The 22,798-nt window shown below is 43.1% G+C and carries 17 protein-coding genes; all 17 read right to left on the reverse strand.

The annotated features are described in order from the left end of the window. Positions 1-188: 188 nt before the first annotated feature. A complete protein-coding gene (locus tag G603_RS21830; RefSeq protein WP_051208124.1) occupies positions 189-713 on the reverse strand; it encodes a SprT-like domain-containing protein in 525 nt (174 codons plus the stop codon). 126 nt (positions 714-839) lie between these two features. After that, positions 840-2,060: a M48 family metallopeptidase gene (locus G603_RS21090; protein WP_051208127.1), complete on the reverse strand. Its 1,221-nt coding sequence runs from the start codon at positions 2,058-2,060 to the stop codon at positions 840-842. A 223-nt stretch (positions 2,061-2,283) separates the two neighbouring features. Next, complete coding sequence (locus tag G603_RS0118310) at positions 2,284-4,032, reverse strand: leucine-rich repeat protein (protein WP_026671084.1); 1,749 nt, start codon at positions 4,030-4,032, stop codon at positions 2,284-2,286. Positions 4,033-4,213: 181 nt separating this feature from the next. Next, positions 4,214-6,301 (reverse strand): alpha/beta hydrolase family protein, encoded by a 2,088-nt coding sequence (locus G603_RS22980; RefSeq protein ID WP_026671085.1) that lies wholly within the window; start codon positions 6,299-6,301, stop codon positions 4,214-4,216. Next, positions 6,298-7,374, reverse strand: a complete 1,077-nt coding sequence (locus G603_RS0118320) for a zinc finger Ran-binding domain-containing protein (RefSeq protein WP_026671086.1) — start codon at positions 7,372-7,374, stop codon at positions 6,298-6,300. The genes G603_RS22980 and G603_RS0118320 overlap by 4 nt, the downstream gene beginning before the upstream one ends. 103 nt (positions 7,375-7,477) lie before the next feature. Continuing rightward, positions 7,478-10,252 carry an FAD-dependent oxidoreductase gene (locus G603_RS0118325; protein ID WP_051208141.1) on the reverse strand — a complete coding sequence of 925 codons (2,775 nt, stop codon included), beginning with the start codon at positions 10,250-10,252 and terminating at the stop codon, positions 7,478-7,480. A 336-nt stretch (positions 10,253-10,588) separates the two neighbouring features. After that, positions 10,589-11,236 carry a GNAT family N-acetyltransferase gene (locus G603_RS21835; protein ID WP_026671088.1) on the reverse strand — a complete coding sequence of 216 codons (648 nt, stop codon included), beginning with the start codon at positions 11,234-11,236 and terminating at the stop codon, positions 10,589-10,591. A 43-nt stretch (positions 11,237-11,279) separates the two neighbouring features. Then, positions 11,280-12,233: a DUF2156 domain-containing protein gene (locus tag G603_RS21100; RefSeq protein WP_051208130.1), complete on the reverse strand. Its 954-nt coding sequence runs from the start codon at positions 12,231-12,233 to the stop codon at positions 11,280-11,282. 146 nt (positions 12,234-12,379) lie between these two features. Beyond that, on the reverse strand, positions 12,380-13,807 hold the full coding sequence (locus G603_RS0118340; protein WP_026671089.1) for a carbon starvation CstA family protein: 1,428 nt from the start codon (positions 13,805-13,807) through the stop codon (positions 12,380-12,382). A gap of 194 nt (positions 13,808-14,001) precedes the next feature. Beyond that, on the reverse strand, positions 14,002-14,934 hold the full coding sequence (locus G603_RS0118345; RefSeq protein WP_035793996.1) for an alpha/beta hydrolase family protein: 933 nt from the start codon (positions 14,932-14,934) through the stop codon (positions 14,002-14,004). 69 nt (positions 14,935-15,003) lie between these two features. Continuing rightward, complete coding sequence (locus tag G603_RS0118350; protein ID WP_026495756.1) at positions 15,004-15,201, reverse strand: PTS ascorbate transporter subunit IIC; 198 nt, start codon at positions 15,199-15,201, stop codon at positions 15,004-15,006. Further along, complete coding sequence (locus G603_RS0118355; protein ID WP_330367680.1) at positions 15,201-16,238, reverse strand: SPFH domain-containing protein; 1,038 nt, start codon at positions 16,236-16,238, stop codon at positions 15,201-15,203. The genes G603_RS0118350 and G603_RS0118355 overlap by 1 nt, the downstream gene beginning before the upstream one ends. 216 nt (positions 16,239-16,454) lie before the next feature. Further along, positions 16,455-17,816 carry an MATE family efflux transporter gene (locus tag G603_RS0118360; protein WP_051208133.1) on the reverse strand — a complete coding sequence of 454 codons (1,362 nt, stop codon included), beginning with the start codon at positions 17,814-17,816 and terminating at the stop codon, positions 16,455-16,457. Positions 17,817-17,954: 138 nt separating this feature from the next. After that, entirely contained in the window at positions 17,955-18,275 is a 321-nt protein-coding gene (locus G603_RS23185; RefSeq protein ID WP_081667626.1) for a PspC domain-containing protein, read from the reverse strand. 156 nt (positions 18,276-18,431) lie between these two features. After that, on the reverse strand, positions 18,432-20,213 hold the full coding sequence (locus G603_RS0118370; protein ID WP_026671092.1) for a glycoside hydrolase family 13 protein: 1,782 nt from the start codon (positions 20,211-20,213) through the stop codon (positions 18,432-18,434). A gap of 231 nt (positions 20,214-20,444) precedes the next feature. Next, positions 20,445-21,482: a nucleotidyltransferase domain-containing protein gene (locus G603_RS0118375; protein WP_026671093.1), complete on the reverse strand. Its 1,038-nt coding sequence runs from the start codon at positions 21,480-21,482 to the stop codon at positions 20,445-20,447. A 385-nt stretch (positions 21,483-21,867) separates the two neighbouring features. Continuing rightward, complete coding sequence (locus G603_RS0118385) at positions 21,868-22,773, reverse strand: hypothetical protein (protein WP_026671094.1); 906 nt, start codon at positions 22,771-22,773, stop codon at positions 21,868-21,870. Positions 22,774-22,798: the final 25 nt, after the last annotated feature.

Below are 22,798 nucleotides of genomic sequence, written 5' to 3' on the forward strand. Positions count from 1 at the left end.
CCAAGCAGAGGAATTCTTCTTTTTGTCCTTTTTTGAGGCGTGGGCAGCTCCAATCAGATTGCAAAGCCTTGCCCCCTACCCCCTTCAGAGCCTACCATAACGCCTCTAACCGAGTCGAGGCGGACGATCTACTCACGCCGAGTCGAGGCGAGCGATCTGCTTACGCCGAGTCGAGGCGGACGGTCTACTTACGCCGGATCGCGGCGGACGGTCTGCTTGCGCCAGTCCACGGCGCCGCATCTGGTGCAGCCGTAGTGTCTGTAGTATTTGGTGAATCTGCTGTCACGCTTGCGGTAAATAGTGGCGCCGCAGCCACCACAGGTAAAAACATACTTTATGGCGATGCTGCGGGGCTTGTAATTCTCAACGCCCTTCTCATTGCCGGAGGTCACGCGCTTAATATCATAGCCATATCGCCTGTTCATAAGCTGTGCATAGCCCTTCCATTTACCCTGATGCTTCATACAGCCCTTACAGGTATGAAGAAGCTCGTGAATTATGGTCTCCTTGCAGGCCTTCTCTGAGATCCGGTCATCCTTCAGAAGCGCCTCAGCTATCTGAATAGAGTAGGTTCCGTCCACTTCCTTCTTACAAAGTCCCCATCTGCTGCGGGCTCTGGTGTTTATAGACCAGGATTTGATAGGGCCAAGCTCAATCCCCACCCCCTCTATTTCCTCAATACATTCCTGCTTAAGTCTGTTAAAATCCTTCATTAAATCTATCCTTCAATCATCCTGGCAGCTCTAATTCACTAATAATCACCCTTTTATCCATCTGCCAGCATCAATTCTCAACTAATCCCTCGTCAATCGCCCACGATGACGTCAATTCCCTAAGATTCATTCCTCAATCGCCCTGATGGCGTCAATTCTCTGAGAAAGTGTAGGATGCGAATAGCCTATCTTCACCACAAAAGGATGCGGGTTAAGATTGGAAAGTGCATCTCCGCTGAGCTTCTTAAGGGCCGAAATAAGCGCTTCTCCATAGCCCTCTTTGGCAGCAAAAGCATCCGCCTCGTATTCGTGTTTTCTGGACATGTGGTTGCCAATAAGGTCAAAAACCAGCGAAACCGGCCAGCTTATAAGCTCAATCAGCAAAAACGCAAAATAATAATTCACTTCAGAAAATCCAAAGGCCTGAAACAATACCTTGAAATTAAGAATAACTCCCAGCGCAAGAACCGTTATCACTGTCCTTGTAAAGCTAAAGGGCAGGGATTTAATCATGTGATTGAACTTAGCATGTCCGAATTCATGCGCAAAAACAGACACAATCTGGTCGGTGCTGTACTCGTTCACCAGATTGTCATCCAAAGAAATCGTCTTTTTCTTGGTAAGACCGGTGCAGAAGGCATTAGCCTTGGTGGTTCGTCTGCTGGCATCCCTGACGCACAGCTTCCTTACAGTCATTCCGTATTTATGACAAAGCCCCAGAATGGCATCCTTGAGCTCTCCCTCCTCCAATGGATCAAACTTGTTGAAAATCCTCAAAATAGGCATAACAATCAGATTTATAAGAAGTGATAACAGGATAAAAGCCACAGCGGTAATTATAATCGCCATGTTCCCGAATCTCTCGAAAAAGAACCTGACCAACATCAAAAGGCCATATGACACCACCACGGAAATGATCGTCTCCTTGATAATATCAAGAACAAAGGTCTTCTTCGTGGTCTTGTTCATGCCATATTTTTCCTCGATCACAAAGATACTGTAATAGGAAAACGGAATAGAAACCACCAGCGAAATAAGCTCAAATGAAACCATCATAAGCAGATATTGCAGATAAACTCCCTGGGCTGAAAAAGCATTGAATATTTTGCTATATACATCAAAAGCCAGGTATGAAAAAAGCAGAAGTCCGGTAACAATATCCTTGATAATTGAAACCTTTCCTCTGTCCTTCTCATAAGACTGCCACTTTTTATATCTTTCTTCATCGTAAACATCCTTCACATTGTCAGGCAGCTCTTTGGCGAGGTACGAATTATCAAGATAATCCAAATACTCATAAAAAGCAGTCTGTAAAATAAAGGACGCGATTATTATCCCCTTAATCAAAGTAAAACTCCTCCGGTCTTAAAATTCCTCTGCTTATTATACCAAGCTTGGTCCGTCAATAAAACACCATGCACCATGTTCCATATGTCAATAGCATTTCCCTCACGAAAACTGCCGCACCGAATTAAGCTTCTACACAGAAAAACTGCCGCACCTAAAGGTGCGGCAGCCGTGAAATTCTTTTTAATATCAACCGATATTCATTTATCAGGATCCATCAGAATCAATAGAATGAGTAGAGACGGAGCTTATAGCTAGCCTGCTTAGCGCCTGATTTCTTGAATCCCTTAACGAGCTTATCATACTCCTTCTTCTTGGTAACGATCAGGAAGAATGTCTCGTCATTAGTGGACTTAAATGCATCAGACTTTATACCCTTCGCCTTAAGACTGCCATAGAAGTTCTGAACTTCTACCTTCTTAAGCTTTGTCTTACAGGTAAATGCTTTAGCTCCAATTTCCTTAATGTTAGGGCCGATTGTAACTGATTCAAGCTTCTTGCACTTTGCAAAAGCCTTAGAAGCAATCTTTGTAACCTTATAGAGCTGTCCATCAATAACTACAGTTGCAGGAATTACTACGTTCTTAATGTTCTTATTCTTGGGTCCTTTGTAAATAGCTTCGCCGTTCTTAATCACATAACTATGCTTTCCGGCGTTATTATTTGAAATTCCTAAAGTGCCATAAAAACTTCCTACATAGCCATCAAGCGCTGCAGTCATGGTGACTTTCAATTTTGCATTGGTTCCACCCTGTACTTTTCTAAGAGTTATATATGGCTTATCGGTTGTCCACTCACCTCCGGGAACAACTTCGTACTTGCTATTCTCTAAAGGAGTAATCACACATGCACTTAAAAGTGCGGCCATCGGTACCAACTCATTGGTATATGTATATACCGGAGCAACGTTAAACTCCTTATCATCTTCACCTTCAAAAAGTGTTGTTCTGTTTATGGAGCCATCAGCATCAACAATACCAAGTGTCATGATACTTTCATCATCAAGCTCGTCCAGCTGATAGTCAGCAAGAGCATTCTTGGTATACTTAGCTTTTCCTGTTGAACTCGGGAAATCGCTGCACCAGTCCACACGCTTTCTGCCTAAAGAAGCCATAGTACTCTGTGAAACATTAAATGCATCGAAGTCAATCTTACCCTTTTTACCATCGCAATATGCAATGTCTGTCTCATACCATTTAACACTGGTAGTACCGGCCTTAATGCGAACCTGGTTCCATACCTTGTTTTCAGAGAAAAGAATATTGTTATCAATATCTTCTTCGTCTAACAGTGCTGCAAATGTAAGAGCATAGCCCTGATATGAAGCCTTATGCTTAACAAGTGCGCCGTAAGGTGTGTTCTTAAGGTCCTTACTATCAATATCGCAAGCAGAATATGTAACTGTATCAAGAATTTCATAGAAAAGATCAACCTCGATAGCGAAGTCCTTCTGATCCTCATCTATTCTGTTGATGATGTTCTTGATAGCACTGCGGAGCTGTTTCTCCTCAGCTGCATAATTCTTATCGCTGCTTCTCTTAAGATATGCATAGCAACTGAATTTGCCGGCATCGTTCTTAACATAAACGAACTTCATGGTAGCCATTGCTGAAGCCAGATCTGTAGGATTTGAGTAAACATAAGCTCTGCGAGCATATTTCAGATCAACCTTTGAAATTTTTCTCTTCTCATCCTTGTTTTCATAGATGGTATAAAAACCTGATGAGTCAAAATCCTTGAAATTAGCGGCAGTGACTTGTACATCCTTGTCCTTGATACGTGAATCAAGATAGTCATAAGCTCTGTAGATAGAAAGCTTATCTCCTGTAAGATGGTCGGCTACATCAGAATAGTAGGCCTTTGCGGTTACAGGCTCCGCAACCTGAGGCAATCCGGGAATAACCGGAATCGCGATTGCTGCAGCCATAATCACCGCGGCAATTCTCTTCAAAAAACTTTTCTTCTTTACCATTAACAGTTCCTCCTCATAATAAGAAAATAAAATTAGACGCTCCAATTATATACTAAATAGACGCAATCTAGTGTGATACCATACAATATTTTATAAAAATTTTATAAACAAACAGCCTTGAAACCCTCACAAATTGCCGCTTTTCAAGAATGCCCATCACTTATTGCTAATGCATATATAATTATTTAATATGCTCCTCGAACCAGCCTGTAATTTCCTCCAGTCTTCTGATTCTGTGCTTCGGTTTTCCTGACCTTGAAAGCTCATGATTTTCGCCGTGGAACACAATCATTCTGGTCTCAATGCCTCTGACCGTCATAGCCTGCATCATCTGCATGGCTTCAGGGAGCGGGCATCTGTAATCCTGGTCACTGTGCAGGAAAAGTGTGGGCGTCTTTGCATTCTCCACGTATTTAAGAGGTGAATATTTCCACAAAATCTCAGTATGATCTGTATTAAACCACCTTCCAAACTCAGCACCGCACTGATCAGGGCCAAAATAAGGTCCGATATCGCTGATATAACTCATGGAAATCCAGTTGGAAATCGATCTCTGGCTTGCAGCGCAGCAGAATCTGTCAGTGTGGGTTACGATCCAGTTGGTCATGAAACCGCCGTAGGATCCGCCTGTTTCACAGATTCTATCCTTATCGATTGCAGGATATTTTTCCAATACAGCATCAACAAAGTCCATCAGATTCTTAAAATCTGTTCCGCCGTAATCCCCGCGAATATCGGCGAATTCATCGCCTCTTCCGTCACTTCCCTTGATGTTGGTGAACATGACAACAAAGCCCTTTGCTGCCCACACCTGCATTTCATGGAAAAAGCCTTCGGAATAAACGCATCTGGGACCACCATGGATATCCAAAACTGCCGGATATTTTTTATCAGAATCAAAATCCTCCGGAAGCAGCACCCATCCGTGAAGAACAAGCCCCTCCGATTCGTAGTCGATTCTCTGAGGCTTTGCCACATAAACATCCTCAAGCATACTGTCATTGTGATGGGAAATCTGTGTAAGGTCTGCCTTAGATCCGGATGGTGTGTAGGTTCTCTGATCCTCTATCTCTACAGGCTCAAGGTCGCGCTTGTAGGCAACATAAATCTCCGGCAGACTGTCAGATCCCGTATAACCAAGAATAAACCTTCCAAAAACAATGTCGAAGAAGTGAATATTGCCGGGCATATCCAGTATTGTCTCTACTTTTCCTGTCTCAAGAGTGATCCTTGAAATCGCAGTGTGATCCTCTATGGTTGAAATTGTATAAAGGATGATATCCTCGTCCTCCTTCAGAACCCTCCACTGTCTTCCGCCGCCAAGAGCAACATCTCCAACTATGCTGTTGCCACGGGAATGTGTAGGCTCATAGCCCTCAATTTTCTTAAACTCACCGTTTTCAACCTTATAAAGATATGCAGAACCGTTGAGTCCATGGGCTTTAAAGTCGTTTGCAAATACGAAAGTCTTGCCATCCTTTACAAAAAAGCCCTCAAAGCCCACATCATGCTTGTCGTATAACGTGGTAACCTCATCTTTTTCCAGATCATAGGCCATCAGATCGCAGAAAAAATCAGGAATCTTTGTGGCCTTAGCCCCTGCGAAAACCACCTTATTGCCATCAATCTCAAAATCATAGACGCTAAAGTCAGGTGCTGTTATTCTTTTTAATTCAAACCTGCTCTCAGGCGCTTTTTCTGCATCATCGGTGGTCCTTATGATGAAAAGAGCATTTCTCTTGCCGTTTGTTACGCCTTGGCCATTTCCCCAGTAAGGAACCTCTGTGTAAACATCATAGTCGCTCTCAAGGCTCTTTTTCTTTTCATCCTGCTTCTTTTTATGGGTCTCTTCATCATCAAGATATGCGTCGGGATCGCTCTCTTCTATCTGAACCGTCGCAGCATACACACCGTCAGATACCTTCTTGATATCTCCAAGCGCTATGGGGAGCTTTGCCCAGATTTTTGCCTCTCCGCCATCTATCGATATGGAGAAAAGCTCCGTATCCTCAGACTTCTCATCCTCAGGCTTTTTCCTGTTCAGAATAACCTCGCTGTCGCTGTTCCAAAAAGCCACAGACGCGTCAATTGTGGCTGTGAGCTGAAAAGGCTTATCCTCCTTCACTGCCCAAACATCCCTTTTATAGACGTTCTTCTCTTCATCAGCATAAGCTACGTTGTACACGTAAGCTGTTCCTGCAGGGTTAAACATCGGATTTTCCGGATATTTGTACTTTAAAATGTCTCTGATTTCTACTTTTTTAGTCATTGCCAAGCTGTAACCCTCCCTTTTTCAACAGTAATATTTAGTGTCTGACCGTTTTGTATCTGTTTCCACCAGGATTCCTGAATTTCGTAGGTCTCTTCCTTAGTTCTGTCCTTGAAAAATGATCTGTAATGCCTGATTCCTGTCATGGTGTACCTAGAATCACGGCCACTTTCCCGCTCTTTGTCATTCAGCGTAATATCGGCCCAATAAGGATTTTTATCTTTGCCGGTGGTGGTCTCAGTTCTCTCGTAAACCCACCTGTCTATGTCGTAATAGTACTTGGTATCGTAAACCGGCTCCTGCCTGTACACAGGCTCATCCTCTTCGTAATACTCCGTGGTGTAATCCGTCACATAGGTGGAATGCTCGGTGAAGGTTCCATCACCGTTATCGGAGTAGTTGGTCTCATAGTGACCTCCGTCCGGAACCTGTCTTGATTTGGTGACTGACTCATAATGGTCCAGAACCGATCTGTAGCTCCTTATTTCCCGGTTCGTTTCCACAAGCCGCGCGCCGCTTGGCAGACTCCAATCCGACTCCCGAAAGGTCTTGTACTCCTCAATTTCAATGGAGTTCTCCCAGGTCAGCTCCTTAACATCATAGGTATAATCCCTTGGCTTTGAAATAAATGAAGATATCAGATTACCGACAATAATAAAAAGAATGATACCCAATATTATTTTTACTGCCAGCGATGACTGCTTTAACTTTTGAAATAGCGACAATGAATCAACTGATGGCGCTGTAGCCTTATGTACTGCAGGTTCCGGCTGCACGGGTTTTTGTGGATTTTTCAGTGAAAAGTAATCATCTTTACTTTCAGATTTAGGTGAGCCGCAGTTCTCGCACACAGTTTTGCCTGCTGAATTCAGTGCACCGCAATACTCGCAATACCAGTCTGCGCCTACAACCTTATGGCCTGCCACATATTCGACAGGGCCTGATCTCATATAGAATTTCGTCTCTTTACCACGCTGTCTTCCGCAATTTGGACAATCATACGTGGTTCCGGGGATTCCTTTGCTGCCACAAGAAGGACAGTCCCAGTAACCCATTACTATTTTATCTGCCATTATAAAAACTCCCTTCCAACCTCTTAAGTATAAGGGATGGAGGGGAGTTTTTGAAGTAAAAACGCGGCAAAATACTACACTTTTGCCCTATTTAGTTCGTAAATTATTTCTTGCCTGTAACCTTGTTTACAACAATTTTAACAGCGCGCTTTGCAGCGTAAGGACCAACCTTCTTAAGCTTGTCCTCTGAGCGAACCATTGTGCTGGCTTCAGGAATATCTCTTGTGAGGTGGATAGCATCAAACTCGCACTTTGTGGTGCAAAGTCCGCAACCGATACACTTATTCTCATCTACGGTAGTTGCTCCGCAGCCAAGACATCTGTTAGCTTCTGCCTTAACCTGCTCCTCTGTAAGTGTGAGTCTGAGATCCTCGAAGGTCTCCTTGGCAATTCCTGTTTTCTTGCCGGGAATCTGTCTGGGAGCGTTATCAAAGCTCTCAACAAGGATATCGTCCTTATCAAGCTCAATGAAATCTCTTCTGTCTCTTGCAAGATCAAGTCTGTTTCCGGGATGAACGAAACGGTTCATGGAAACAGCTGCTTCTCTACCGCCTGCAATGGCATCGATCGCGAATCTGGGACCTGTAAATACGTCACCACCTGCGAATATATCAGGCTCAGCAGTCTGAAGAGTAAGAGGATCTGCAATTACGCCACCGTTGGGACGAAGCTCAACCTTTGTGCCCTTAAGGAGATCAGCCCATACGATAGACTGTCCGATTGAAAGAAGAACGTTCTCACAGTTGATTGTGATAGTGTCGTTCTCATCATACTGAGGATTGAATCTTCCGTCAGCATCCTTAACTGAAGTGCACTTCTTGAAAATAACAGCCTTAACCTTGCCGTTCTCTGTGAGGATTTCCTTGGGACCATAGCTGTTAATGATCTCAATTCCTTCTTCCTTTGCCTCTTCTACTTCATCCTTAGCAGCAGGCATTTCTGCAAGGCTCTCAAGGCAAAGCATTGTAACCTTGGATGCACCTGCTCTTACAGCGCTTCTTGCAACGTCGATAGCAACGTTACCGCCACCTACAACTACTGTCTCGCCATTAAGCTTGTTTGTATGGTCAGCGTTGATCTTTCTAAGGAACTCAACACCTGTCTGAACGCCCTCGGCGTCCTCACCGGGAACGCCGGCTTTTCTTCCGCCCTGACAACCGATAGCCAGGAAAAATGCCTTGTAGCCCTGTTTTCTAAGGTCTTCTATAGTAACGTCCTTACCAACCTCTACACCGCACTTGAACTCGATACCCATCTGCTTCATTACGTCGATCTCAGCCTCGATGATATCTTTTTCAAGACGATAGCTGGGAATACCGTTCATAAGCATTCCGCCGGGACGCTTCTCTTTCTCGAATACTGTTACAGGATAGCCGTCTCTTCTAAGGAAATATGCAGCAGCAAGGCCTGCAGGGCCGCCACCGATGATAGCCATCTTGTAATCATCTGACCACATACCGCCGTCATGCTTCTCGCAAAGAGGAATGTATCTCTCATCCTTGTTAAGATCCAGGGATGCGATATACTTCTTAATCTCATCGATAGCAAGAGGCTGATCGATGGTACCTCTTGTGCAGGCATCCTCACAACGTCTGTTGCAGACAGCGCCGCAAATCATTGGAAGTGGATTATCCTGCTTTATAAGCTTAAGGGCATCCTCATATCTGCCTTCAGCAGCCATCTTGATATAACCCTGAACTGAAAGATGTACAGGACATGCTGTCTTACAGGGAGCAGTACCTGTTTCATAACAGTTGATTTTATTGTCATCGCGGTAGTTATAATTCCACTTATCAGGGCCCCACTTCTGTCCATCGGGAAGCTCAGCCTTGGGATATTTAACCTCTGTTCCATCCTTTTTGCAGAGCTTCTGACCAAGCTTAGCTGCACCTGCAGGACAAACCTCTACGCACTTACCGCATGCTACGCACTTACTCTTATCAACGTGCGCACGGTAAGCGGATGCTGAAAGATTAGGTGTATTGTAAAGCTGTGATGTTCTAAGAGCGTTACATACGCCGGGAGCGCAGTTACAGATAGCTACGATCTTGCCCTCACCGTCGATATTGGTGATCTGATGCACATATCCGTGTCTCTCAGCTCTCTCGAGGATCTCATAAACCTCTTCTTTTGTTACATAGTGACCGATTCCGCGGCTGTCCATGTATTCAGCCATGTCACCCATACCGATGCAGTAATCACCGCGAATCTCACCTGAGCCTTCGCCTCTCATTGCCTGCTGTTTTCTACAGGAGCACTCTGAAATGCCGTATTTATCATACATATCGATCCAGCGAGAAAGGTGCTCAACTGAAACTGACTGGTTCTCTAAGCTGATAGCCTTCTCAACGGGGATTACGTGCATTCCCACGCCTGCGCCTCCGGGAGGAACCATCTGTGTGATTCCGCCAAGGGGAAGCTGTGTCATCAGATTGAAAAAGGTTGCAAGCTGAGGGAACTCATCTGTGAGCTTCTCCTGCATCATCATAAACTCAGCAGAGCCGGGAACGAAAATCGGAAGCTCGTACTGCTTATGCTTATCTTCAGTCTTCGCGCGGTTCATCTCGATAATACCGATCCACACAAGACGATCCACCATCTTCTGAGCCTCTTCAACGCTCATATTGTTCATAGAAGCCAGCTCTTCAATGCTGTACGGAACTCTTGTCTTCTTGAAATTCAGAAGGAACTTGACCTGAGCCTTATCAAGAATCATATCAAGCATCCAATACTCCGGATCTCTGTTGTTGATCTTGTTAAAAATTTTCTTCACATAACGGTCCGTGATAAGTGTAGCCAGCTTAAGTACAAGCTTCTCCTTCTCCGGATCCTCCGCCACGTAGTTGGGATCCTGCCAATAATCATTCTCATTGATCATGGGATCACCAATTTGCCATTCTTTGATACTGTTCCCCATTTAGAAAAAAACCTACCTTCCATTAAATAATGTACTTTATCTTATCATAATTTCGTATCTAAAATTGTCTGAAAATAGGCAGTTTTAAGCGGCTTTCCGAAAAACCAAACACTTATTATCAATGAAATAACATCAAAAAAATCGTCCGGGATTTCGTTTCTATCCAAGACGATTTTCAGGCAACTTTACACATTGCATTAATATTTAGTTTTCTCTCAACAAAAAAACAAGGTCCGAAAAAAGTTTTCCAATATTGACCGGTAGTCATATTTTGGAAAGCTTTTTCAAAAAAATGCCCTAAACTTCCTCGCAAATGTAGATTTTTTTGTTTTTCAGCCACAAAAGAGCTTCCTTTTCATCTAAAAAGCTTTGACCCGTCAGTGAATTAAATGCTTCAAGATCAGTAATCTTCGCCATTATCACAGGATTATCCGGCAAAACCTCACCATTATCCTGTTCTCTGAAGGCATCTTCTTTTTGCATCCTTCTAATGTAAACATCATCTCTAATGCAGTACATATCGAAGTTTTTCCTGATTCCTTCATAGGAAGAAATTTTATCTAAAGCAAAATCACAGATTTTCTCAAATCCCATCCAGGAATAGATGGCTTCATCCACGGGCATCAGGAAAATCAGCGGTATATTCTCGTTTTTAAGAAGCTCCAGCGTCTTCTCGAAGACCTTTGCCATTTTGCCTTCACGGCGCCTGTTTTCTGCCGTGGCTACTGCGACCACATAGTAGCTTTGAAAATCCGATCCATCAAGGGATATCCTGTAAGGATTAAGGTGTAGCATGGAAACCACTTCGCCATCCTCAACATCAGCAATAATCCTGTTATCGCTGCATTTATCCGCGTAGTAATAATCGACGAATTCCTTTGGATCATCGAAAGCTTCTTCATACAGCTTCCTTGTGCAGTTTTTATCTGCTAATTCTGTAATCATTTATTCTCGAATCCTTTGATATTATGGCTTAGGCATTATCCAGTTAAGCGCTTTTGCAAAACTGTCCAAGCTCGGCTGCTTTCTCACAAACTCGGTATTTTCTGGCATAGCCGACAGGATTATAGCTTTCTTTTGCATGCCTTAAACCATCGATTCCCATGTCATCTTCTCTGTTTACAAGCTTTGCATCTTCGTATGAATTAAGCAAAAACTGCTGATTTATCACCTGGTAAATCCCCGGAATCTCAGAATTTCCCTTCTCTATGCTGATGACAGCCATTTTTTCTCTGCTATTGTAGGAACCTATCGTAAATGCCTGTAAAACTTCATCTATAAAAATTCCGCCTATTCGATAAGTAACCTTGTCGCAGTTTCTAAGAAGTTCTATGACGCCTTCCTTCTCAAGAATGAGAGTTTCTTTGCTCTCGACACCTTCTGCAAGCCTTTTTTCAATCCAATTATTCATGAATTTCTCAAGGAAATACTCATCTACGCAGCACATGGTCTTATAATTCCATCTGCCATCGTACTCTTTCATGAACTTGTTTATCAGATTTCTCTTTTTCTGAAATTTCTTGCCGGGAAGAGTTCTAAGCTCCTCCGCATCATAGAGGTAGTCCTTAAGATCAAACTCCTCTTCTACGATAAATCCGGGGTTATCCAAAAGTCCCAGGGCTTTAAGAGCATCCTCATCTGCAAGATCAATCCTCAAGGGGCTTTGGAGCTCCTCCATAAAATATTCTCTAAGAGCCTCAAAATACTGAGGGAGCTTCTCTTCGCTGCAGTAGGGCATCGCCGCAAAAAATCCCTTATCGTCCTTCATGAGTACAATAGCGGCTTCATCCTCTACGTAAATCTCGGTATTATAAAGATCTTTCCAGATAAATGTATCCAAAACCGTGCTGTCACAGGTTTTATTATCTCTTAGTGCGTATATTTCAGCCAGCTTTGCAGCTTCTTCGAACAACGGTTTATGAAATACAAGCTTTTTGTCCATAAAAAATACTCCCAATATCAGTTAACGATTGCATTTTGTTTTAATAGATTGCGTACAATCAATTTACTCCAAAACTTGCATTTTGTCAACCTATCGGGAGTATTGTAAGTCTTACTCAAAGCACTGTGGAATCTCTTTATTTCCCATCATGACTCGCATTTTTTAGTACTCAAAATAAAGATACCAAGGAAAATAACAGCTGCAATTATTCCAACGGGATATGCCACAACCACTGATAAATTCAGGCATTCCGGCGCGCAGAAGAAATAGGTTACGGACACCGCTGACATAAACACTGCGGGTACCACAGTAATCAAATAATTACGCTTGTTTTTAAACAGATACATGGATGCTGTCCAAAGAGCTATCATAGCCAGCGTCTGGTTGGACCAGCTAAAATATCTCCATACAACTGTGTAGTTGAGCTGACTTATAAATGCACCTGCAAGAAGCAACGGCACGCAAAGAATAAGTCTCTTGGAATAGGACTTCTGGTCGATCTTAAACCAGTCTGCGATAACAAGCCTTGCTGAGCGGAAAGCCGTATCACCTGATGTAATGGGACATGCAATAACACCAAGCATTGCAAGAACTATTCCAACGCCGCCCATGGTTTTGGTGCAGATATCGTATACACAGGCTGCCTGTCCGTTTGCGAGCATCTCAGTAAGACCTGTTGTGAGACCTCCGGTTTTCTCATAAACTGCACTACCTGCAGCTGCCCAGATAAGAGCTATAATGCCTTCGCTTACCATAGCGCCGTAAAATACCATGTGGCTTTCCTTTTCTGACTTACAGCACCTTGCCATAAGGGGCGACTGGGTTGCATGGAAGCCGGAAATAGCTCCGCAGGCCACAGATACGAACATCATTGGCCAAATTGGAGTTTTAGAGGGATGAAGATTAGCAAGCTGAATCTCAGGAATTGTATAACCATGGGTAAAAATGCCTATAGCCACGCCGATAGCCATCACAATAAGGCAAATGCCGAAAACCGGATAAAGCTTACCTATAATCTTGTCGATTGGAATAAAAGTTGCAATGAAATAGTAGATAAGAATAAGAACAAGCCAGAAGGTAGTGTTTGTAAGAAGCCCTGTTGTGCCCTGATTTCCTATAAGAAGTGAAATAAGCCCTGCAGGTCCGACCGCAAAAACAGTACCTACCATTAAAAGAAGGACTACGCTGAAAATGCGCATAATAGTCTTCATGACATTTCCAAGATACATACCTGTAAGCTCGGAAACGCTGACTCCGTCATGACGCATACTCATAAAGCCCACGGAAAAATCATGAACACCGCCGGCAAGAATGGTTCCGATTGTAATCCATAAAAATACGGAGGTGCCCCACTGAGCTCCCGCAAGAGCACCGTATATGGGTCCGAGCCCCGCAATATTAAGTAACTGAATAAGGAAAAGCTTCCATTTGGGCATCACCACGAAATCAACGCCGTCATTGATCCTGACAGCAGGAGTCTCCCTGTCATCAGGCCCGTAGATTTTCGTGACGATAGCACCGTAAACAAAATAACCTGCAATTAAAACGCCTAAACATACAAAAAAGCTTATCATATTGGTACCCCCTTCCCGGATACATAAAGCAGTTATTGTAAGTCTGTTGAGGCCTATCAGGTCATCCAGGCTTATTGTTTTTCCATATTCAATTATAACTCGTTATCGCAAAAATGTTTAGTTAAGTTCAAAAAGTCGATATATTTTTTATACATTTTCCCTGTGACATCACTGCCAAGCCGGTTCAATTGCTATCAATTATGCGAATTTATAAATGCCGCGATATCATCAAAGACATTATCTCCGATATGCTGCTCAACCTTGTATTCCTTAGCTGCCATTCCGATATCATTATAGATACCCTTTATGAAAAGATGGTTGAGATCAGCGTAGTAACGGTATTCCACGTTCTTCCTATCCTTTAAAAGCTTTTTAAAGCCTGCAAAATCAACATCCGCAAGAACCTGGAAGTCCATTCCGCCCTGCATTATAAGAGCAGGCTTTTCAGATTCAAGAAGGTAATCAGCGGCGCCCTTTTTACCTGCTTCCTTGAAATACCAAAGTGTTGTACCGCCGGCAAACTTCTTATTTTTCGCCTCTTCATCTGACATTTCATAGAGACCGTCGAATTTTTTAGAAAAAATCTTGTCCTCAAGCTTACCGGCAAACCTCGTAATCGCACTCTTTGAATTTCCTGCCTGCTTAAACTGTCTTATCATGATATCTTCAAGGCGATAAGGTGTTCCGGCCATAAGGATAAGCCCCTTAAAAAGTCCACATTCCGCATCAATTCTGGGTGCAAGCATTGCTCCCATACTGTGACCCACTATGAAAATATTATCAGGATCAACTGCGGAATGCTCACCAAGAAGCTTTGCTGCAAGGATTGCATCATCAATGGTTTCTTCTTTCATAGTAATGCCCTGCTTTATCATTTTTTTCACATGGACAAAGGATCTCTTGTCGTAGCGAATGGACGCTATTCCACGCTTTGCAAGGCCTTCTGCCAGATCCTTAAAGGGCGTATTTTTGAAGATTTTTTCATCCATGTTGCTGGATCCGGAGCCATGAACGAAAACAACTCCGGGAACCTTCCCTTCTGCTTTTTCAGGAAGTGTTATCATTCCGTTAAGGGGATATTCTGTTCCCTCGCCAACTATTATTTTTTCATTCCTAAATGTATTCATAACCTACCTCATAACTTTTCAGAATCCATCGGCACCGGAACCGATTAGATTCTGACATTTACACCCGGATTACTTAATATCAAACTCCGGTGGCTCATCAAGGTGCTGTGATACATATTTTCCGTCCTTTTTCCTCTGCTTAACGCATTCGGTCAAAAGATATTCTATCTGTCCGTTGACTGAGCGGAAGTCATCTTCTGCCCAGGCAGCTATCGCATCGTATAACTTTGCGCTCAGTCTAAGGGGTACCTGCTTTTTTTCTGCCATTAGTACAGGCTTCCTGAGTTAACCACAGGCTGTGCGTCGTGGTTACCACAAAGAACTACAAGGAGATTTGATACCATGGCTGCCTTACGCTCCTCATCAAGTTCCACAAGTTCTTTCTCATTAAGGCGCTCCAGGGCAAGCTCTACCATTCCTACTGCGCCGTCAACGATAAGCTTTCTGGCATCAACTACTGCTGCAGCCTGCTGTCTCTGAAGCATTGCTGCTGCGATTTCAGGAGCATAAGCAAGATATGTGATTCTCGCATCCACGATCTCAATACCTGCATCTGCAACCTTGCTCTGAATCTCTTCCATGATCTTACCTGCAACAACCTCTGTTGATCCGCGAAGACTTCCGTCATCTGCGTTGCCATCACCGGTTGTATCCACGTTCTCAGTTACGTCGTAAGGATAAAGCTTTACAACGTTACGAACTGCGGTGTCACACTGAAGTGAAAGATATTCCTTGTAGTTATCAACTGCGAAAACAGCCTTTGCTGTGTCAGTAACCTTCCACATAACTGCTACAGCTATCTCAACAGGATTACCAAGGATATCATTTACCTTCTGGCGTGAGTTTGAAAGAGTCATCACCTTAAGTGAAATCTTCTTGCTGGCAGGAATCTCAACCTTTCCGCTACTCAGCTCAAGGCTTCCCATTATGCCCTTCTTATTATCAGAAATATCACCGCTCTGTCCCAGCTTGGTGTCTGCCGCAGGGTTAACTGCTGTGCAGAAGGGATTTACGAAATAGAAGCCGTCTTCCTTGATAGTTCCCACATATTTTCCGAAAAGTGTAAGCACCAGAGCTTCACCGGGTTTAAGAACCTTAAGGCCCATGTAGGGGATCCAACCAAGACACAGATAAACAATACTGATTATAAACAGGATATTGTTACCGGCATCGTTCTCATCAAGCCCCATAGCTGTGTGAATAAGAAGTGCTGTGACTGCAGCATATAAAACTGTTGTAATGAAAAGTGCAGCCATTCCGTTTTTGTGTCCACTTAAAACTTTTTCTTTTATATTTGTTGTCATAAATATCACCTCCAGTTGTTATGACAATTATCTAATTGATATCATTATGATATCACATTGATTAAAATAGTAAATTGCTACTTTGGCAAAATAGATATCCCGTTTTTTCTGAAATTGCGCAAGGCGAAACTTATCGATAAAACAGGCTTTTCCTGAATATCGCGAAAAAACCGCCCCGGGCTATCTATATCAATAGCTCGGAGCGGTCTGTTTTCTTTAGTCGATCTCTCTTGTAAGATTTTTAACCCATATATGTTTGTTGTAATGCCATCTAAGGAACGGCAGCTTAACTATCTCATCAAGGCACATGATGATGTAAACCACCAGTACCGGTAATTTCAATATGAATGCCGCAATCAGTGAAGCCGGGATTGCAAAGCACCAGGTTGCAAAGAACACGCTGACGGCATCATATTTGGCATCTCCGCCCGCAGGTAGCACGCCGCAGGTAAAAATAGCATTATATGCATAAGCAAACATGTAGAATGCCATGAATATCAGCATTACTACAAGATAATGCTTGGCTGTAGGCGTAAGAACATAGAATATATACACTATAGGTCCTATAATCGCCATCAAAATCGCATTGACGATACCGTTTACAAAGGAAACATCGAAAAATCTGTCACCATATCGAATGGCTTTATCAAGCTGTCCTGAACCAAGAAGCTCTCCAACCATAATGCCTGAGCCCCCGGCAATACCCTGAGATACGCAGGAAATCAGCTCCTGAGCAACACTTGTTACAGATGCTGCAGCTGTCGCATCGGATCCAAGATGTCCCATGATGATATTGTGCACCGTTATGCTAAGTCCCCAGGACAGCGCACTTGCAAGCATAGCAGGAAGTATCGACCAGAGATCCTTCTCAAAATCCTTTGAAAAAAAGGTGAAGCTGCTAACACCAAGCTCTATGGTCTCTTTGCGCTTAGCCCACACAATTACAAAAACAAGGGCGAACAGCTCAACCACAATAGTGGAATAAGCAGATCCATTAGCGCCGAGGGCAGGAACCCCGGCTTTTCCATAAATAAGGAAATAATCCAGCACCATATCGATAGTAACCGTCAGTGCGGAAACAATTACGCTAAGCCTCGCATCCCCCGCAATTTTCATATTCATCAAAAAACAGCTTGCTATGGCCGCGAAAATATATGAAAAGCTTACAATCCTCAGATATCCGGCGCCTATTGCGATAAGGCTTGCATCTGTTGTGAAAATCTTCATCAAAAATGATGGAAAGCAAAATGCTGCAAGGAAAAATACAAGACTTACTCCCAGCGAATACCTTATAGCCATAGCGAGGAATCTTCCCGCATTTTTATAATCACTTTTGCCCCAATACTGTGCTATCAAAACACCCGCAGACCCTGTTATGGAGCCTGAAAAAAGTGTCATTATGAAAAAAATCTGATTTGCCAGCGATACTGCTGCAATAGAATCCTGGTTCAGCCTTCCGAGCATAAGTGCATCAGAAGCGCCAACCAAAGCCCCCAATAAAGTCTGTAATCCCAGCGGTACAGCAAGCTTCCTGAGCTGACTGTTAAATTCCGCCTTCTCTGTCCTATCCATATGCATTTTTACTACCCCCGAACCTCGACCTAAGGGGTACCGCTTGCGGTGGATTCCTTAGGTCACAATACTTTCTTCTCTTATCAAAGCATAACAAAAGAGAGCTGATAAAATCAACTCTCTTCGTAGTCATTTGCTATGGAATTATCTGTACATTTCTTCTTTCTCGCCGTTGTTAAGTCTGAATCCAACAGGCTCAGCATCGATATACTCATGCTGCTCGATATTTCTGGGTGTTTCCTTTTTCACCTGATGATTCTCTTCATCATCCGGAACATAATCCGGTCTGTCGCTCATGATAAAAACAAGAAGAATATAGATCCAAATGCTTGTGCCCCAGGCAAAAGCAAGTATGCCCCAGATAAGTCTTATAATAAACGGATCAATTCCGAGATACTCAGCAATTCCGCCGCATACACCACAGATTTTTCTTTCATTGGATTTGTAAAGTCTCTTTTCACTCATGATTACTACCCCTTTTCCTAATACCATTTCTCCGAACGTTTCAGGCGATGATCTGAATTCATGCCTGCCATCTGTTTTTTATATTAAGAGTATACGACGTGAAAAGCAACATATATATGCCTATTACAGCAAAAGATTAAGCGTTATTTCTCTTTTTTAGCAGGTTTTAGAAGTGCGAAGTATGAGAATGCCGTTTGCACCAAGGGTTCCGGACTCCAAACTATCTGCCATCCATTTGCGGGAATATAGTACTTCTCCAAAATCACGGACATCTATCTGTACATCCTTTTCCTCGCAGTTAAGATATACCTGGATGCTCTCGTTATCTCCTATTTTTATATAGGAAATAACTCTTTCCTGGGGAACATCATTAGGGAAATGGAAGTTCCTGCTCTTACAGGACTGAAGCGTTTTTCTCATGGCTATAAGCTTTTTCATCTCACCAAGCTCTGGGTCCTTTTTGCCGGAATCGATCTCATCCCAGGGCATACATCTTCTACAGTCGGGATCGTAGGTTCCGTCCATGGCAACCTCTGTTCCGTAGTAAATGCAGGGGCTTCCGGGCATTGTGAAAAGAACCGCCAGCTGCTGATAGAAAATATCTATGTTGTGACCTGCCTTTTCAAGAAGTCTGTTGGTGTCATGGGAATCCAGCAGATTAAAAAGCACGTCATTAACCTGTGAATAGTACATGGTAAAACAGCGGTTTATGTCATATTCGAAGGTCTCTCTGCCTCTGTTTTTATATACCCAGAAATCCGCAATAGCTGTGGAAAGCGGGTAATTCATAACAGAATCGTACTCATCTCCGTGAAGCCATGAAATGGAATCATGCCAGATTTCTCCAAGCAGGTAAAAATCATCCTTCATTCGGCCTGTCATGTATCTTAGAGCCTTAAGGAATGAGTGGGAAACCTCATTTCCTACGTCAAATCTCAGGCCATCAATATCAAAGGTCTCAATCCAAAATTTTACTATATCAAGAAGATAGTCCTGAACCGCAGGGTTATTGGTATTGAGCTTGGGCATATACTCAGCAAAAGCAAAGGAATAGTATCTTCCGTCTCTTGTATCCCTGCCCTGCTCGATGGGCCATTTGTTTACCATGTACCAGTCTGCATACTCAGATTCCTGACCCTTGGAAAGAACATCCTGCCACATGGGATGATCAGCGCCGGTGTGATTGAAAACCGCATCCAGCATAACCCTTATGCCTGCTTCGTGAGCTTCATCCACCAGCTTTCTAAGGTCATCATTGGTTCCAAAGTGAGGATCCACCTTCTTGTAATCACGGGTGTTGTACTTGTGGTTACTTTTGGATTCAAATATAGGATTTAGGTAAATTCCTGTGATTCCAAGGTCTTTAAGATAAGGAATTTTATCCCTGATTCCCCTGATATCGCCGCCGTAAAAATCCTTCATTCCAACCTTCCCCGTCTGCCATGGAAGGACATTCTCCGGATCTATGCTCTTATCTCCGTTACAGAATCTCTCGGGGAAAATCTGATACCACACAGTATCGTTGACCCATGCGGGAGTCTTGCACACGTCAGCGGGATTCATCCAGGGCATGATGAAATAAGAAAGCATCTTACCATCCATGTTCATCTCATCCTCTGTTAAAAATCCATCCTCGAAAAGATACATGCACTCATCGCCGCTGTGAATCTCAAAGTAATACTTGCATCTCTTGTACTCAGGGCGAAGGGTTGTGGTCCACCAGATGTGATCCTTCAGGCGCTTTTTGAAGTAGATCTCTTCTCTTTTGCCGCTCCAATGCTCGCTTCCTCCCATAATTCCGGCATCATAGGGATCACCCCAGATTATCCAGACTTCATCTATGTCATAGCCGGTCTTGATATTGATTACAAGCTGCTCCGAATCCAATGGATAGCAATACTGTTCTGACATTCTATGGTAAATTGCACTTAAAATCATAAAACCTCCTAAAATAAGCGCCAGTTCGTGTCTGACTAAGACTTTCGAATCGAATTATATGCTGTGTAATGTTGCTTTTAATTTTACGGAAAACGTTTTCCGTTGCAATCAAACTATACCCCAACCTTGATATAAATGTCAACATGAAAATTTTAGATAAACCTGAAATAAAATAGCTGCAGGTAATTACTGATAAATTGCCTGCAGCTGCCTGTTTTCACTATCTAATTCTTAATCCCTAAGATAATCTGCTACAAAATCATCGACGTCTTTATAACGCAGCACATCCAAGCCTATCTTCTTATACTCCTGCCCGAAGCGCTCCAGCTCTGAATCAAACAGCTCAGCGTTATGCTTAAGGTCATCAGCTCTGTAGTCCTCCATCACATTGAACTGCGGAATGTCCAGCTCGCTGCCGATATCGTCCATCATTGACTGAAGGCATGCGAGGTTCATAAAGGAGCTGAACTTATCGCCTCTTTCCATGGCGTCATACATCTTGTTTCTCCAGTTAGAGAAGGATTCTTCGTAGGCACCGGCAATGGTTTCCGGCGTTGGTGCTGGCTTCTCTAAAGTGATGGTTGTAAAAGCGACCATTGACTTAAGGAGCTTAGTTGCGGAAGTAATCAGTTTTTCTGAGCTATCAGCCCGAACGATTCCATCGATATTTTCAGAGAAATTCTCAGGCACCTTCAGACCTTTAAGTTCCTCAAAGACATACTTGCCGCTTCGCTTAAAATATTTGTGATTCCATAGGATTACCGCATCAAAACAAAGGGATATCATAAAGGCTGCGTGTGCTCTCTGCATTCCGATAGAATCAGCAGCAGCCACATATCCATATTCGCGGCTAATCTGATCGCGGATTTCAAATACTTTTCCTATTACAGCATCAGAAGTCAGTACTTCTGCGGCCTTCTGCCTTAGATCCTCAAGGCGCTTTGCAGCAGCTTCATCCCTGGAGTAGACGATCTCTGAATCCATCAGCTTACTGATATGACCGTGACCACATTCCGCATCCCCTTCAAGCATCTCCCAGGATGTGCAATAAACATCATAGCCAATGCCCTCATCCTCCAGAATAAAGGTCTTGCTAAGCTGCCGCCCATTGTCATCATCTATAACGATCAGAAGATCAAGATCTGACCTTGGATGCTCCTCCTTTGTAAGTACAGAACCATATATTCCAACCAGCGCAAGACTGTCAGGGCATACTTTTTTAGCCTTCTCGATTACTGCATCAATTATCTTTTTATGTACTTCTCTCATACCCGACTCCCCCACTGTTTTATTACGTGGAAAATATTGTTTTTCTTTTTTCATCCCCGTAATTTTTAGCCATTTTATCGCCATTCTTACGTGGATGAATCTCATTTCTCTAAGCACCCCCGTAATCCTGAGCCTTTTTTCCGCCAATCTTACGTGGATAAATCACATTTTCCCATTCATCCCCGTAATCCACTTCACCATTTCCTGATTTTCTTACGTGGATAAATATTGTTTTTCACGATACCCACGTAATTCAAAACAGCAACTGTAAAAAACTAAAAAGCAGCTAATGATTGACCGACCTTCCATAAATCATTTGACACTACCAAAAAATATTAAACCTTATTCCGCATCTGACCTGTCTAGGTTTGACGCTTACTTTAATTCAAAACAAATCCAGCATGCTGTCCAGGTAAATCTCTTCCCTGACTTTTAGCTGATAATCAGGCTTTGTCATATAGTACAGCAAAAACTCCAGGATTATGGCGCTTCCAAGACTTCGCCCCTCAATCTTAAAGTTGGAAAAGCCATCTTTCATATATTCATCTTGTATAGAAGAAATTCCGATAAATCCGGGATTTTTCATGGCTTCTGAAAATGTATAACCCTTATCCGCATCCGGTGATACGCAGATATGGTCTTCTACATTTTCCCCAAGGCTCTTTCTGCTGACATTTTCGTAACAGTTTTTCCTGTCGTAGCAGTCGTACCAACAACATTCATTGCATAAAAACTCAACCTTATCCTTCTGCTCTTTTGTAAGTGCTCTTAACCTGTCATGTTCTTTATTTAGCCTGAAATCCGGCACCACATATTTAAATTCGCTGCGGTTTAGCTCTGCTTCGAACTCATCAAATTCCGTCAGAACCTTGGTGGTTGATGATACAAAGTAAAATCCCGGATATTTCTCACTAATATAGTCCATTAGCAGGTCTGAATGGATTATCACGCCATTTTGCAAGCTTCCGTTATCTTCAAACAGCTCGCATAGTGCGTTGCATTTCCTGTCACCTAAATGACTTTCCCTTATAAGAGAATTGCTGAAGGTGAGTCTTGCAGAAATGCCATATTCTTTAATCAAAGCTGCAACGTCCAAGGGGCTCTCATCTCCAAAGCCCACACGGCCTCCGCCCCAGATACAATCTGCCGGAGCACCATATATGGAGCCTATCTCACACCAGTCGTAGAAATATTCTCTATGCTCCCGGAAAAGTGGCAGAAACCTTCTGTATAGTTCGTAGAACTCGAACAGTCCCGGTAGATGATAATATGCCTTTTTTACAATTTTCATTTCGATCTCTATTCCTTAAACCCGA

It is taken from the genome of Butyrivibrio sp. AE3006, from assembly GCF_000424165.1.
Taxonomy (GTDB): domain Bacteria; phylum Bacillota; class Clostridia; order Lachnospirales; family Lachnospiraceae; genus Butyrivibrio.